Source organism: Seohaeicola sp. 4SK31 (assembly GCF_028802875.1).
Classification (GTDB): Bacteria; Pseudomonadota; Alphaproteobacteria; order Rhodobacterales; family Rhodobacteraceae; genus Seohaeicola.
In genome coordinates this window covers 14,392-27,834 of the sequence record NZ_JARAMP010000026.1, presented here as the reverse complement: position 1 = coordinate 27,834, position 13,443 = coordinate 14,392, and the positions used below count along the sequence as shown (strand labels likewise).

14 protein-coding genes and 1 pseudogene are annotated in these 13,443 nt (G+C 60.6%); 9 read left to right on the top strand and 6 right to left on the bottom strand.

Translation table 11 applies throughout. From position 1 onward, the window contains the following. The first annotated feature begins 74 nt into the window (after window positions 1-74). A complete protein-coding gene (locus PVW27_RS17995) occupies window positions 75-332 on the top strand; it encodes a type II toxin-antitoxin system ParD family antitoxin (protein WP_219436665.1) in 258 nt (85 codons plus the stop codon). Beyond that, window positions 329-664 (top strand): type II toxin-antitoxin system RelE/ParE family toxin, encoded by a 336-nt coding sequence (locus PVW27_RS17990; protein WP_219436664.1) that lies wholly within the window; start codon window positions 329-331, stop codon window positions 662-664. Before PVW27_RS17995 ends, PVW27_RS17990 begins: the two co-directional genes overlap by 4 nt. On the opposite strand, the gene PVW27_RS17985 is transcribed toward PVW27_RS17990, so the two are convergent. Then, window positions 659-1,756 carry a tyrosine-type recombinase/integrase gene (locus PVW27_RS17985; protein WP_219436671.1) on the bottom strand — a complete coding sequence of 366 codons (1,098 nt, stop codon included), beginning with the start codon at window positions 1,754-1,756 and terminating at the stop codon, window positions 659-661. The two genes, PVW27_RS17990 and PVW27_RS17985, sit on opposite strands and share 6 nt — an antisense overlap. Window positions 1,757-1,912: 156 nt before the next feature. Between PVW27_RS17985 and PVW27_RS17980 the strand changes: the two genes are divergently transcribed. Together PVW27_RS17980 and scpB are read left to right on the top strand one after the other, a co-directional pair. Continuing rightward, a complete protein-coding gene (locus PVW27_RS17980) occupies window positions 1,913-2,797 on the top strand; it encodes a DUF1403 family protein (RefSeq protein WP_036562691.1) in 885 nt (294 codons plus the stop codon). A gap of 2 nt (window positions 2,798-2,799) precedes the next feature. Further along, window positions 2,800-3,396 carry an SMC-Scp complex subunit ScpB gene (gene scpB, locus PVW27_RS17975; RefSeq protein ID WP_036562694.1) on the top strand — a complete coding sequence of 199 codons (597 nt, stop codon included), beginning with the start codon at window positions 2,800-2,802 and terminating at the stop codon, window positions 3,394-3,396. Between the two features lie 399 nt (window positions 3,397-3,795). Here the strand turns inward: scpB and PVW27_RS17970 are convergent, their stop codons facing one another. Continuing rightward, window positions 3,796-4,050: a helix-turn-helix domain-containing protein gene (locus PVW27_RS17970; protein WP_230802433.1), complete on the bottom strand. Its 255-nt coding sequence runs from the start codon at window positions 4,048-4,050 to the stop codon at window positions 3,796-3,798. A gap of 160 nt (window positions 4,051-4,210) precedes the next feature. On the opposite strand from PVW27_RS17970, the gene PVW27_RS17965 reads away from it, so the two are divergent. Continuing rightward, complete coding sequence (locus PVW27_RS17965) at window positions 4,211-5,197, top strand: hypothetical protein (RefSeq protein ID WP_230802432.1); 987 nt, start codon at window positions 4,211-4,213, stop codon at window positions 5,195-5,197. 173 nt (window positions 5,198-5,370) lie between these two features. Here the strand turns inward: PVW27_RS17965 and PVW27_RS17960 are convergent. After that, window positions 5,371-6,689 (bottom strand): annotated as a pseudogene (locus PVW27_RS17960) (MFS transporter). A gap of 8 nt (window positions 6,690-6,697) precedes the next feature. After that, entirely contained in the window at window positions 6,698-6,958 is a 261-nt protein-coding gene (locus tag PVW27_RS17955; RefSeq protein WP_007120627.1) for a metal-sensing transcriptional repressor, read from the bottom strand. Between the two features lie 501 nt (window positions 6,959-7,459). Between PVW27_RS17955 and PVW27_RS17950 the strand changes: the two genes are divergently transcribed. The 4 genes from PVW27_RS17950 (at window position 7,460) to PVW27_RS17935 (ending at window position 11,420) form a co-directional block, all read left to right on the top strand. Continuing rightward, window positions 7,460-8,188: a HupE/UreJ family protein gene (locus PVW27_RS17950; RefSeq protein ID WP_009820205.1), complete on the top strand. Its 729-nt coding sequence runs from the start codon at window positions 7,460-7,462 to the stop codon at window positions 8,186-8,188. A gap of 17 nt (window positions 8,189-8,205) precedes the next feature. Continuing rightward, window positions 8,206-8,829, top strand: a complete 624-nt coding sequence (locus PVW27_RS17945; RefSeq protein ID WP_037275469.1) for a hypothetical protein — start codon at window positions 8,206-8,208, stop codon at window positions 8,827-8,829. A gap of 775 nt (window positions 8,830-9,604) precedes the next feature. Beyond that, entirely contained in the window at window positions 9,605-10,924 is a 1,320-nt protein-coding gene (locus PVW27_RS17940; RefSeq protein ID WP_245875214.1) for a multicopper oxidase family protein, read from the top strand. A 40-nt stretch (window positions 10,925-10,964) separates the two neighbouring features. Further along, complete coding sequence (locus tag PVW27_RS17935; RefSeq protein ID WP_009820203.1) at window positions 10,965-11,420, top strand: DUF411 domain-containing protein; 456 nt, start codon at window positions 10,965-10,967, stop codon at window positions 11,418-11,420. A gap of 261 nt (window positions 11,421-11,681) precedes the next feature. Here PVW27_RS17935 and PVW27_RS17930 read toward each other — a convergent pair whose 3' ends face one another. Together PVW27_RS17930 and PVW27_RS17925 are read right to left on the bottom strand one after the other, a co-directional pair. After that, entirely contained in the window at window positions 11,682-12,314 is a 633-nt protein-coding gene (locus tag PVW27_RS17930; RefSeq protein WP_274560104.1) for a class I SAM-dependent methyltransferase, read from the bottom strand. A 242-nt stretch (window positions 12,315-12,556) separates the two neighbouring features. Continuing rightward, window positions 12,557-13,225, bottom strand: a complete 669-nt coding sequence (locus PVW27_RS17925; protein ID WP_230802089.1) for an RNA polymerase sigma factor — start codon at window positions 13,223-13,225, stop codon at window positions 12,557-12,559. Between the last annotated feature and the right edge of the window lie 218 nt (window positions 13,226-13,443).

Here is a 13,443-nt window from a genome sequence, read left to right as displayed (position 1 = left end):
TCATCGCCCACGATCAGCTTCCATTGACCAAAGCTGAACATTGGCATATATTGCCAATGAAGGAGACCTGATCCATGGTGACACGCAACGTAGTCCTCACCGAAACCCAAGACCATCTGGTTCAAGCACTGGTGGCGTCCGGGCGCTACCAGAATGTGAGTGAAGCCATGCGCGCTGGCCTGAGGCTGCTCGAGCAGGAAGAAGCACAGCTGGCCGGGATCCGGAAGGGTCTCCTAGAAGGTCTGACGCAGGCCAAGGCGGGTGATCTTGCGGAGGGCAGCGGCAAAGATGCGATCCGGAGAGCCTTTGCGTCTGCGCGCACGCGTTCATGAGTCGATCCCTCCGGCTGACCCGTCGTGCGGAAGCCAGCCTCACCGAAATCGCCAGATGGACGATCGAAAATTTTGGGCTGCGCCAAGCAGAGCTCTACGAGGCGGAATTGCTCAACTGCTGTGAAAGTATTCTGAACGGCCAGGCCCATAGCCGGAGTTGCGCAGTTCTCGTTGATGATGTCGAAGACCTGCGGTTCATAAGGGCAGGGGAACATTTCCTGGTGTTCCTAGATCAGCCTGACGAGGTCATCATCGTGGATATCCTGCATTCCCGCAGTGATCTTCCGCGTCATGTCGCAGCGTTGGCAGCCCTCAGAAATGTCGACCTATAGCCCTGCGGCTTTGGTCAAGTTCACCCGGAACCGGTCGCGCCGTCGCTGATAGCGGCGGGTCATCTCGGCCGAGGCGTGGCCAAGCTGCTTCTGGACGTAGCGCTCGTCGACTTCGGCGGAGCTGGCGAGACCGGCGCGCAACGAATGGCCGGAGAACAGAGCCAGGCGGTCTTTCTCAGGCAGGTCCGACCGGATGCCGGCGTTCAGAACCGTGCGCTTGATCAGGCGCGCGACATGCTTGTCGTTTAACCTGGTTTCAGATGCCCGCTTGCCATCGCGCGAGGTGCCGACAAAGACCGGACCAAAGTCGATCTTGGCGAAGTGCAACCATTGCTCAAGCGCATGGACCGGGCAGGTCTGATCCTTCGAGCCGCGGCCAATCTCGACCTCGCGCCAGCCGGTCTTAGCATTGAGCATGAGCAGGGCGCCCTTGTCGAAGATCTCGATCCAGCCGCCGGTGTCCGGCGTGTCGTCCTTGTGGACGTCGAGGCTGACAATTTCCGAGCGGCGCAGACCGCCCGCATAGCCAATCAGCAAGATCGCCCGGTCCCGCAGACCGCGCAGGTCGAAAGCAAGGGTGGCCACCATCGCGAGGATGTCCTCGGCCAGGATCGCTTCCTTCTGCACTGGCGGTCGGGCGTGCCTGCGTTTGATCCCTGCAAACACCGTGGCGATGTGCCGGTTCTTGCGATCCAGGGTAAATCCCCGCTGCGCATAGTTCCAGCCGAGGCCCGACAGGCGGCGGTCGATTGTACTGGCCGATAGGGCAGGGGAGGGGCCTGATCCGGACGCCAAGTCTGCGAGATAGAGCCCGATCATCTCGGGTGAGGGGGGCAGAGGCTCCGCGCCCTTCATCCGGCACCAGCGCGCGAAATGCGCCCAGTCTTTCGCATAGGCCTTCAGCGTATTGTCAGAAGCCGCGGCGCGCGCATAGTCGCGCGCGGTATCGACGAGGCGATCCAGGCTGCCGGAGCCTGGGACGTGGGCGGGCAGGGAGATATCGTCGCTTTTTTCTTGATCTCTCTCGTCGTCCTGAGCGGTACTAATCACACCAGAGTTTGATGATGTCGATTTCTCGTCCTCTGCGGCCATTTTCCAGTGAATCCAGCGATGAAATTGAATTGTCTCGCAGCATATCTTTTTATGTCCGATAATGCAAACTTATCGGACATTATGGCAAAAGATAGAGTGAGGCGTTTTCTGTGCAATTTTCTGGAGAAAAGCGCCGCGATGGTTTAGGCTTCAGTCATGACATTTGCCCGACCGGAACACTCCATCGACACAGACACTCTACCCCGGATGCCCGCCTGGGTCACCTCGGCACGGGTTGAAACCCTTGAAGATGTGGCGTTTTTGTCGGGCGCTGCGTTGAACCACTTGCATGTTGTGCTGGGATGCGCGGAGGTGCCCCAAGCCTTGTTGCGGGAGCGGCTCGCGCTGTGCGCAGCTGAGGCTTGTGTTGCGTTTTCTGGCCGACGGGAGCGGGCAGGGGAACTGCGCGATGCAGCGCACCTTCTGCGTCCCGGCGATCTACCCGGACCGGCAGGTGAAACCTATCTGATCTGGCGGCGCGCGGTGGAGCGGCCGGTGGCGGTCAAGGCTCTGGGCCGAGCCTTGTCGGCCTTCGAGCCGGGCCAGATCGCGACGTGGCTCGATGCGGGGGTGGGGGCGCCGGTCAAACGAGCAGCACTGGTGCTGGAAGCTGTTCTGCGCGAGGCGCCACGTGCTGACGAAGCTGCGCTGATCCTCGCGGATGCTGCACTCGCCCAGGCGCTTGGTTGGGATCATGTCGTGCCGCTGCTGGCGGCTGGCCTGAAACGTGCCGACCTGCGCAAGCAAGGCGACGAATTGAAGCTCGCCTGTCATCGGGCGCTCGTGTCATCGGCGGCCGAGGCCGTGCGTCTCTCCACCAACCTCACGCGTCGGGCGGCGCATCTGAAGGCGGTCGCACCAAAGCTTCGGGCCAAGGGGGCGGCCGACGCCGTCGAGATATTCCTGAAACAGGACGCGGTCGCTCCCTCAGTCTTGCCTTTGCCGGACCGCGCGGCGCGGCGGCTCTGCGACCGGCTGGTCGATCTCGGCGCTGTGCGCGAACTGACTGGCCGGGACACCTTCCGGCTCTACGGGGTGTAACGATGGCCAAGGATCGCTCCGAGCCTGAATTTGACCGCGAGTTGTCCGACCTGCCGCCGGAGCTGCGCTGGCGCGAATGGATGCGGCGGATCGAGGCGGTACTGTTTGCCTCTGCCTCGCCTGTACCGCGCGAGGATCTGGCGCGCATAGTGGGGCAGGCGACCTCGGTTGATCTGCTGATCGAGGATCTTGCCGCCGATCTAGAAGGGCGGGCGTTCGAGATTGCCATGGTCGCAGGGGGGTGGATGTTCCGGACGCGGTCTGTTTACGCGCCTGCGATCCGCTCCGCAGCGGATGTCGGGGACCAGTTGCTGGACCTGAACGAGTTCGACGTCGCGATTTTGGCGGCCATCGCCTACCATCAGCCAATCACGCGCGATGGGCTGAAGGACATCTTCGGCAAGGAGATCGGTCGGGACCTGATCGGGCGGCTCCATGCACACGGTCTGATTGGAACTGGGCCGCGCGCGCCGCGTCGTGGTGCCCCCTATACCTTCGTGACCACAGACGCGTTCCTCGCGGCCTTCGGGTTGGAGAGCTTGCGGGACCTGCCGGATCCTGAACAGCTGAATGATGCCGGGCTGGCCGCGAGCGCCTGAAACTCACCGGGAATTTTTACAGCGCTTGCCGCTGCTGATCGAGCCGCGCGGCCGCCTGAACGAGATCCGCCAAATTCGGGCCAGCGGTGTTAGAGCAAGGCCCAGCTTTGGGCCGAGGCAGGACGGCATCGCTGAAAGATGTGACCAGTCCGCCCCAAGCTGGCGCAACCTGAGCGACGCGTTTCCAATAAATGATCGCGGAACTTCTTCGCGTTCCGAACGGCGTCGATTGCCCGTCCGTCAATTGCCAAAACAGCTGATAGCGATCCCGATGAGAGAGGCGCGCGATGGACATTGGCCGTCGACTGAATTGAAAGCAGGCTGATCCAAGAAGGTCCGGGAGTGATCGCCCCTCTGCCATTCGATGCCCTGATGCCTGCAGACGAAGCAGATCGTCGATCAGACGCTCAAGACGCCGATCCTTGGTTTCCTTGTCCCACTCGTTCGCGGCGGCAGGGACGATACCCTGCGCTCTTCCCGATACCGCGCCAGATAGTTGTAGACTTGGCGTGTCGAAAGCCGCAGCTCGGATGCCGCGCGCATCACGGCCTCACGCACGGGCGCCGCCCCGTCAAGAATCCGGTCCAACTCGCGCGCGATCCGCATCGCCTTGGCCCAAGCTTCATCCGAGGCATGCGCTCCGCCGGACGTCATCGATATGAAACTTTCGAAACCGGCTGGGCAGTGCGCCAACAGGGCGGCCACTTGCTGAAATACGGAACCAAAATTGAAACCTTAAGCTGAAAAATGATGTGCAATATCGCGGTATCTTCCAGAAATCACGTAATAATCATGTGCTGAAATGGTGAAGAAAATGCGACAGTGGTTCCTGCCCGGTCCGATGGACGAGGAGCCAGATTATCTGCCGCCCGGACCTAGGGCAGAGCTTCGTGAAACCGCAGTCCTCGACGATTGGCGGAAGGCAGAGGCGGGCAATGCCGCGCGTCTCGCCCGTGTGGCTGGCCGGATCGGCGCGCTGGACGACCGGCTGCGCCGTGGCCCGAAAGGTTGGCGGCACAGGCTCGCGCTGATGGAGGCGGCAGACCTCAGCTGGTTTGTAGGCGACCGAATTGGCCCGGATCGGCTGGCGCTCTGGAAATCCATGCGCTTGTCCGGCGTGCAGGACGACACCGCGGCGCTCGCGCGTGTCGGATGGGCAGTGCGGCGTCTTACAGGCGGCCTTGGACCGGAAGTGGACCTGTCCGCCTTCCTCGACCGCCGCGACCCCGAGAACCTCGGCGTTGAAGCCGAACCGTTCGCGGAACGCGCGGGCGGTTGGCTCGATCTTATGGCGCAAGCCGCCGATCTTCACCCAGTCACGCGCGCTTGCATGGGCTTCCATCTCTGGAGTCTCGCGGGCCTCGGGCAGCACGGCGACCGGATGGAAGCGGCGGTCACAGCCGCACGGATCGTGGCCAGTGAGGGCAAGGGGGCGCTCTTCGCGCCTTTGGCCATGGGCGGGGCAGGAGGATTGCGCTCCGGTGGCCCACCCGCTGACCGTCTGTCTCGTTGGCTTGACGGGATGGAGACCGCATGCCTGACCGCAATGCGTCACCTCGATGATATCGAGGCATGGTCGGCGAGGGCGGAAGCCGAGATGAGCCCGCTTTCCGGCCGCACGCCCCCGGCCTTGTGCGCGGTACTTACCGAATGGCCGCTCGTGTCCGCTCCGATGGCCGAGGCCCTGATCGGCGCCAGCCGGGCTGCCATCCAGCGCAACCTTGCTTGGATGGAAGCGCGTGGTCTGATCCACGAGATGACGGGGCAGGGGCGGTATCGGATGTGGAGGGTCGCAACTTAAGCCGTGCTCTTTGTCGGGGGGCCGACAGTTTATGTTAGAGTCAACGCTTCTGTCCGCCAAACTTGCAGACAATTCGCGCATCGAGCCCACTTTGATGAATTTTGCTCGAAGCACGAATGTCCGCATGGATGAAAACGAACCGCCCGTGTCCAGTCTTCGTCTCTTGCTGCGGCTTATAAATGCGTGGCCCAGCGAGGATGGCTCTCGTCAATGATCAAGGCATGGCTGTGCCTGCGATGTCCCCTTAGGTGGGGATGGTCGAGTGGCAAATTACCGTGGGTGTGCTCAAGCTCAACGGGATCGCCGGACGGCCAGAGTTTCAGCGCTGCGAGCATTCCGAAGGCGGCGATGAGGGCCAGTCCGATCAGTGCGGGAACGACACCATAGACTGTCAGCAGCCATCCCGACAGCGGATAGGTCACAAGCCAGCAGGCGTGGACAGCGCGAATTGCGCCGCGAAGAGTGCCGGGCGGTCCCCGGCGTGGGCGGAACGGCGCAGCAGTCGGCCGGAAGGGGTGAGGACAGCGGAATATCCGAGCCCCACCAGCAACCAGGCTGTCAGAAGGATGGACCAGCCAAGGCCCGCTCCAAGGACCGTCAACGCCAGACCGACCAGAGTAGCCACCATCAGCGTGGCTCCGCCGAACATCACGGGCCGGTCCGGCAACACATCGAGAACACGCGGCAGGACCAGCGCGGCGATCATCGACCCTGCGCCGAAGGCGAACATCGTCCAGGCCAGAGCACTTTCCGAAAGGCCGAGCGAGCCGCGCACAAGAACGACGGTATTGACCAGCACCATCGCACCTGCCGCCGCCGCCGCGAGGTTCAATGCCAAGAGCCCGCGCAAGCGGGGCGTGGCCAGATAGATGCGGATGCCGCGCGTAGTGCGGTCATAGACACCGCGCGGCTCGGATGGGCGGGGACTGGGCAGCACGACCGAAACAACCAGAAGGGCCGATGCGGCGAAACCGAGGACCGTGCCGAGGAAAAGCGAATTGTAGGACATCACCGCGAGCAGAAGGGCCGCCAGCGTCGGGCTGACGATGTTTTCCAGATCGTAGGCCAGCCGCGACAGCGACAGCGCGCGGGTATAGCGCGCCTCTTCGGGCAGAACGTCCGGGATCGTCGCCTGAAAGGTCGGCGTGAAGGCGGCGGAAGCCGATTGAAGAAGGAAGATCAGGACGTAGACCTGCCAGACCTCGGTCACGAAGGGCAGTGCGAGCGCGACACCGGCACGCACCAGATCGAGCGTCACCAGAAGCGCGCGGCGCGGCACGCGGTCTGCGAAAGCCCCTGCAATGGGCGCGATGCCCACATAAGCAACCATCTTGATGGTGAAGACTGTGCCGAGGACCAGCGCCGCCCCGTCGCCCGAAAGATCAAAGGCGAGCAGGCCGAGTGCGACTGTGGCGAGTCCGGTACCCAGAAGGGCTACGACCTGTGCCAGAAACAGGTGCCGATAAGTGCGGTCGGAGAGAATATCGAGCATGGTCAGCCTCAGAGATATCGGGCGATCGCCCGCAACTCGGCGCGATCAGTTTCAGAACTTTCAACGTCGATACAATGGTCCATGTGATCATGGATCAGCGCACGCTTGGCGTTCGTCACGGCCTTTTCGACCGCTTGCATCTGCTGAGCAATCTCCAGACAGGGTTTGCCCGCCTCGATCATTTCGATCACGGCGCGCAAATGGCCGTCAGCGCGTTTCAGCCGGGCGACAAGGGCGGGATGGGTTGCATGGACTGGATGTTTTGTCATAAAGTAGTTCTATCCCCCCCGGGAGGATAGAACAAGATGGTGCCACGACGCACCACGCTAGAGACGGGCAGACGGGCAGATCCTATGGATACCTTGAGGACAGTTGTAAACGCCGCGTTTGCGACACTCTTATGTTTGGCCGTACTCCTCTGGTCTGTGGTGCCCGCAACCTCGCACGCACCCTCAGTCATCGGCGTCCTTCAAGAGCACGCAGAAATGGTTGCTGAGCACGGTCATTCGCATGGACTGGAAGAAGACCTCGCCTGGGCCATGCATGGACATAGCCATGACAGCATCGATCACGATCACAGTCAGGCGGTCGTGCCTGGCCCCGACCGATCGCCGCACCCGCTCGATATTTATAGAGCCGCATGGCCGTTGAGTTCGGCCACGTCGAACACCTTGCAGACATACCAAATCGAAAGACCTCCGCGCGTCTGATCGACTGCGTGCCAACAGCGCGCTGCATTCGATCATCAACACATATGCGGAGTTCAATCCATGAATACAGTCCACCAGGGCTGGACCGATCCCGGCATACGCCGGATCGTGATCCTGTCCTTCATTGCCCTTTCGGCGCTCGTCCTGGGTGCGGAAAACGCTCTTGCCCATGCCGTCACAGAAGGTGACGCAGGCTATATCCAGGAAATCTGGGGGGTGAACATCATCCCCTTCATGTATCTCGGCGCCAAACACATGGTCACGGGATACGATCACATCCTGTTCCTGCTCGGCGTCGTCTTCTTCCTCTACAAGATGAAGGATGTAGGCATCTATGTCAGCCTCTTCGCCCTCGGGCACTCGACCACGATGCTGGCCGGTGTCTGGTTCGGCTGGGGCATCAACGCCTACATCATCGACGCGATCATCGGCCTTTCGGTCGTCTACAAGGCGCTCGACAATCTCGGGGCTTATCAGCGCTGGTTTGGGTTCCAGCCGAACACCAAGGCCGCAACGCTGATCTTCGGCTTCTTCCACGGCACGGGCCTGGCCACGAAGATCCTAGACTACGAGATCGCGTCAGAGGGCCTACTGGCCAATCTTCTGGCGTTCAACGTGGGCGTCGAGCTTGGCCAGATCATGGCGCTTGCCGTGATCCTCATCGTCATGGGCTTCTGGCGGAAATCCCCAAGCTTCTTCCGCCAAGCCTACACCGCCAACGTCGTCATGATGTCCATGGGATTCATCCTCATGGGCCTGCAAATCACCGGCTACTTCGTAGCCACCTGAGAATTTAGGAGACCAAAATGTTTAACGCAAAAAAACCGAGCCTTGATGAGCTTCCCAGCTCCGCGCAGCTTATCCGTTCCACTGCCATTGCGGCGGCCAGCGCCGTTGCGATCCTTGTGACCGTCGTGCTGCCTGCCGAATACAACATCGACCCGACCGGGATCGGCGGGGTTCTCGGGCTGAGCGAGATGGGTGAGATCAAAGCCCAGCTTGCGGAGGAGGCCGAAGCCGACAGGCTGTTGGAGATCGAAGCCGAAGAGCAGTCGAGCCTTATGAACGATATCTTTGGACTTTTTGTCGGCACGGCATATGCACAGGACGCCGAAATCTGGCGTGACGAAACCACCTTTACGCTTGCACCCGGCGACAGTGCCGAGTGGAAGCTGGTCATGGAAGAGGGCCAGACGGTGGAATACCGAATGCTGGTCGATGGCGGTCGGGTGAATTTTGACATGCACGGCCACGGCGGCGGCAATTCGGTGACCTATGAAAAGGGCCGCGGTTCGACGGGCGACGAGGGCGAGATCATCGCGGCATTCGACGGCGAACACGGATGGTTCTGGCGGAATCGGGACAGCCAGCCCGCAACCGTGACTGTCCAGGTGCGCGGCGAATACACCGAATTCAAAGACGCAAGTTGACACAAGGGCAGCCACCCGCATGAAAAGATGCGGGTGGTTGCCTGGCTCCGAAACAGACCTTGGATGAGTCCGCAGTCTCGCCTCAGATTTTCCCCCGAAACCAACCTCGGGCATCTTTTGGCCAATCAGTGAGTACCCGCGTGGCAATGTCACGCCTATGTTACGGGATACTTCTTGACCTCCCCCTACTGGAAGCTTGCATAAGGATCGCATGATCTGCGTTTTCCGCCTCATTTTGATTCTTGCATTGAGCTTCGGTGCCGTGGTTGCGCCGGATGTATCGGCAGCGAATGCGGCTGAGGCAGCAATGGCTCAGATGGTGGGCGCTGAAAGCGGGGACGACCATTGCGGCGGATGTGATCCGATCGGATTTGCTGACGGGATAACCTGCGAGGGTGGGTGTACAGTCCCTTGTGGCGCGGGAACTACGGCCGGTATCGTAGCTCGTACGTCAGCGATGACGCTTGAGATGGCCTTCGGTGTTGTCATCCCGGTCGCGGGACCTGTGATCCCGATTGGCGCGGTTCCCTCCCTTGATCCATTTCCTCCCAAGCTGCCTGTCTGAACCTGATAGCGGCCTCGCTTGTTGCGGGGCCTGACCGTTGCCTTGGCCGAAGCTGGCTGAGTGCGACCCTTTCAGATCAAGGCAGAAGTAATGACCCTCAACAGACTGATTTCACGACGGCACGTGCTGCGCACCGGTGCCGCTTTCACGGCCATATCCACTCTGTCACCGGCACGAGTAGCGATGGCAGGTCCGACAGAGGACCCATTCTTGCTACGCGCTGCGGCCGGACAAGCCGCCCTGCGACCGGCACCCTACGGCCCTACCGACGTCTGGAGCTACAACGGATCCCTCCCCGGCCCCGAGATCCGGGTGCGGCAGGGAGACCGAATTCGGGTTCTGGCCCGGAACGGGCTAAATGAAGGGACGACGGTCCACTGGCATGGCATTCGCACACCCAATGCGATGGACGGTGTGCCGTTCCTGACACAGGACCCGATCCCGGTCGGTGGCGAGTTTCTCTACGAATTCGATGCGCTGGACGCAGGTACATTCTGGTATCACCCGCACCAGCGCAGTTCGGAACAGGTCGGGCGCGGGCTTTACGGGCCGCTGATCGTCGAGGAAGCAAACCCGATCCGCGTGGATCGCGATTTGACCTGGATGCTCGATGACTGGCGGATGACCGGCGACGGACAGATTGCGACAGATTTCGGAAGCCGGCACGACGCGATGCACGGCGGTCGTATCGGCAATTCCGTGACGATCAACGGCCAGATCCCTGACCGTATCGCGGTGCGATCCGGGGAACGCATCCGCCTTCGGCTGGTCAATGCAGCGAACGCGCGGATATTCGGGCTGGATTTCGGGGGGCTTGCGCCGGTCGTGGTCGCTCTGGACGGTCAACCCGTGTCACCTCATGTACCAGACGATGACATCGTGGTGGTCGGTCCGGCCATGCGTGTCGATCTGGTGATTGATATGACCGGCAAGCCCGGAGAGAGCCTGACCATCACCGATGTCTTCTACAGGGATCTGGAATACCGTCTGGTCGATCTCGCCTACGGGCCGGATCGGTTACGGGACGCGGTCCCGGACTGGTCGATGGAACTGCCACCCAACCCGCTGGCCGAACCCGATATGCAAGCTGCCACGCGGCATCAGATCATCTTTAATGGCGGCATGATGGGGCAGATGATGATGGGCGGCGGCATGGGGTCCATGATGGAGCAGATGCGCGAAGGCAACATGTGGTTCATCAACGGCAAAGCAGCAACGGGGCACATGATGGATCCATTGCTGGTCCTGCCGCAGGGCACGTCGCATGTGCTGCAGATGGACAATCGCACCGCGTGGCATCACCCGATGCATCTTCATGGACATTCGTTCCGTGTGATCACACGGAACGGGCAACCGACACGGCATCGCGAATGGCAGGACACCGTCCTGATGGCACCGGAGGAACGGGTCGAGATCGCCTTCGTGGCGGACAATCCGGGAGACTGGATGTTCCATTGTCACATCTTGGAACACCAGGCGGCCGGCATGATGGGCATCATACGTGTCGATCCTGGCACGACCAAAACCTGAAACAATCTCACGTAACGATCACCACGAAAGGAAAGAACCGATGAAGAAACTAATTGGACTTGCCAGTCTTGGCACCGCAGGTGCTGCCGCTGTCCTTGCAATGAGCCTGAATGCCGCGCCTGCAGCAGCGCAAGAGGCCACGCTCTACAAGAACCCGCAATGCGGATGCTGCGAGAGCTATGCGGACTACCTGCGCGAGAATGGCTTCACGGTCGAGGTAAAGCCGACCCATGATCTGGCTCAGATCAGCCGTGATGCAGGTATCCCGGACGATTTCCAGGGCTGCCATACGACCTTTCTGGGTGACTACGTCGTCAGCGGTCATGTGCCAATTGATGTCGTCAACAAGTTGCTTGATGAGCGCCCGGACATTGCCGGTCTGACACTTCCCGGCATGCCGTTGGGATCGCCGGGTATGGGGGGCGCGAAGCAGGAACCGTTCAAGATTTACACCGTCGAAGAAGGTGTGAACCCGACCGTCTATGCGGTCGAATGATTAATTGCGCGGACTGGTGCGATCCCGTGCCTGACCGGTTGTCGCGTAGCCCTTAATTACGAGATGAGAAATCCAACGAAATCAGCGGCTGTGCTTTGCCCTTAAATATGATATTTTGCCCTTAATTCCGAAATTTTGCCTGTAAAGCTGAGACAGAGTTCGATCAGAGATACTACGGAAAGACAAGGAAACTCCACTGGAAGGCGCCGGAATCTCGTTTTTAAGGGTAAAATTTGGGGATCAAAGTGCCATGTCTCGGAATTAAGGGCTAAGCGACACCTCCATCCCTGGCCGCAACAGCAGCTTTGCCGCGATGTGCTTTTTCTTGAGCGCTTGGGCCTCGTCCAGTGTTTCGTTGCCAGTCGGGAAGTAGGCGCAAGAGTATTGCCGGTCCGCATCGAGAAAAAGATCGTAGAGCTCAGTCGAGATGTCATAGTGATGCGCGACGTTCGCATGGGATCGGCTGATCGGATTGTGATGTAGCCTGCGTGCCATGAACGCGTCCAACCAGCGGATCAACCGCACGCCGGGCGATGCTTCGATGGCGTCCATGTCGGACGTACAAATCGAGAGCAGATCGCGCAGGCTGCCCGACTCGATGCGCAGCGTCCCGTCCATATAGGCCTCGCCAAGCGCGAGGCTGGGGTTCGCAAGCAGTTGCGCGGGCAGCGGCCTGTCGGTCAAACGGACAGAGACGGCGGGTTCGCCGCCGGGGCCGAAATGCCATGCCTCGCCGGAGGGATCGTAAATGGTGAGGCGTCCGTTCTGAACGAGGCGGAGCAGCAATTTGGCGAGCAACCACATGGCCGCTCGCCCCGGTGCGAAACGTCCGGTTTCAATTTGTCCGGCTTCTCGTTCGAAGCCTTCGTCGGGAGAGGTTTCGCTGTTGGACATGCTCGCTTGCTCCGTCTTGTTTTTCGTCGTCAGGCGGCGTCAACCGCCGCTTTCTGATAAAACAGACGAAAGACGACAAGGTTCATTACAGCGCAGCGGCCTGCCGACACGGTGCCGGCGGTGCACACGCGTACGTAGGCGGAACCCTTGAGAAACGGATCGGCGTGTCCTCGCTTGCGGACCATAGAACGCGATCCGTGAATTGCAGACACGCCGGTGAGAGAGGGTCAGCGCATCGGGGCTCAGTCCGTTGTTTTCGCTCCGGCGTCGTCCTTCATCGCTTGAAAACGCGCGCGGGCCTTTTCTGCTGCGTCGCAATCGCAATCAAGAAAGCCATGAACCGGGCAGGTCAGGCACATCTGTTCCAACCTTGTCTTCAACGCCTGCCGACCCCGGTGAAGACGGACCGTAAGGTTGTTCAAGGTGATGCCGAGGTCCTTGGCGACAGCCTCGCGCGGCTGCTCCTGAAGATCGACGCGCCAGATGACCTCGGCATAGTCCGGTCTGAGCGTCGGCAATAGCTTGTATAGACAATTACATATCGCCTCATCGAGTTCATCGTCGAACCCGTCTTGGAAACTGTCCAAATTGGCCGGGGCCATCACCATCTCCCTCTGACGCTGCCGCGCAACCTTGCGACCGAAGTCCGCGATTGACGACGCCAGGATTTGACTGAGCCAGCCGCGAACGGCGCGTACATCGCGTAGTTGCTCGGAGCGGTCTATGGCCCGCAGCATGAACGTTTGCAGGACATCCTCAGCGGCTTCTGCATCACCCAGGCGCCGACGCAGGAAATTCAAGATATGTTGACGACCTTCCACCAGCGCGCGACGGACAGCGATGTCCGCATCTTTGGCGGCTGTGTCGGGCTGATCTGCCGCGGACAACCGATCATTCGGGTCGTGATTCATGATACACCTCTGAAGAGTAAGACGCCGAAGCATCGAGAACGTTACACTTTTTCGGGTGCTTCGGGTGACCTGATTGTTGGTGGTTTTGCTGTTGGGTATGCACAGGCGCGGTCTTTTGGAACCCGGGCCAACGGGCGTATGCCCAGGAATGCGTAAGGTTTCGGCTGCCGCAGCGTCTTCTTACTTCGCCCCTGAGTTGGCACATCGGAAAATTTCTG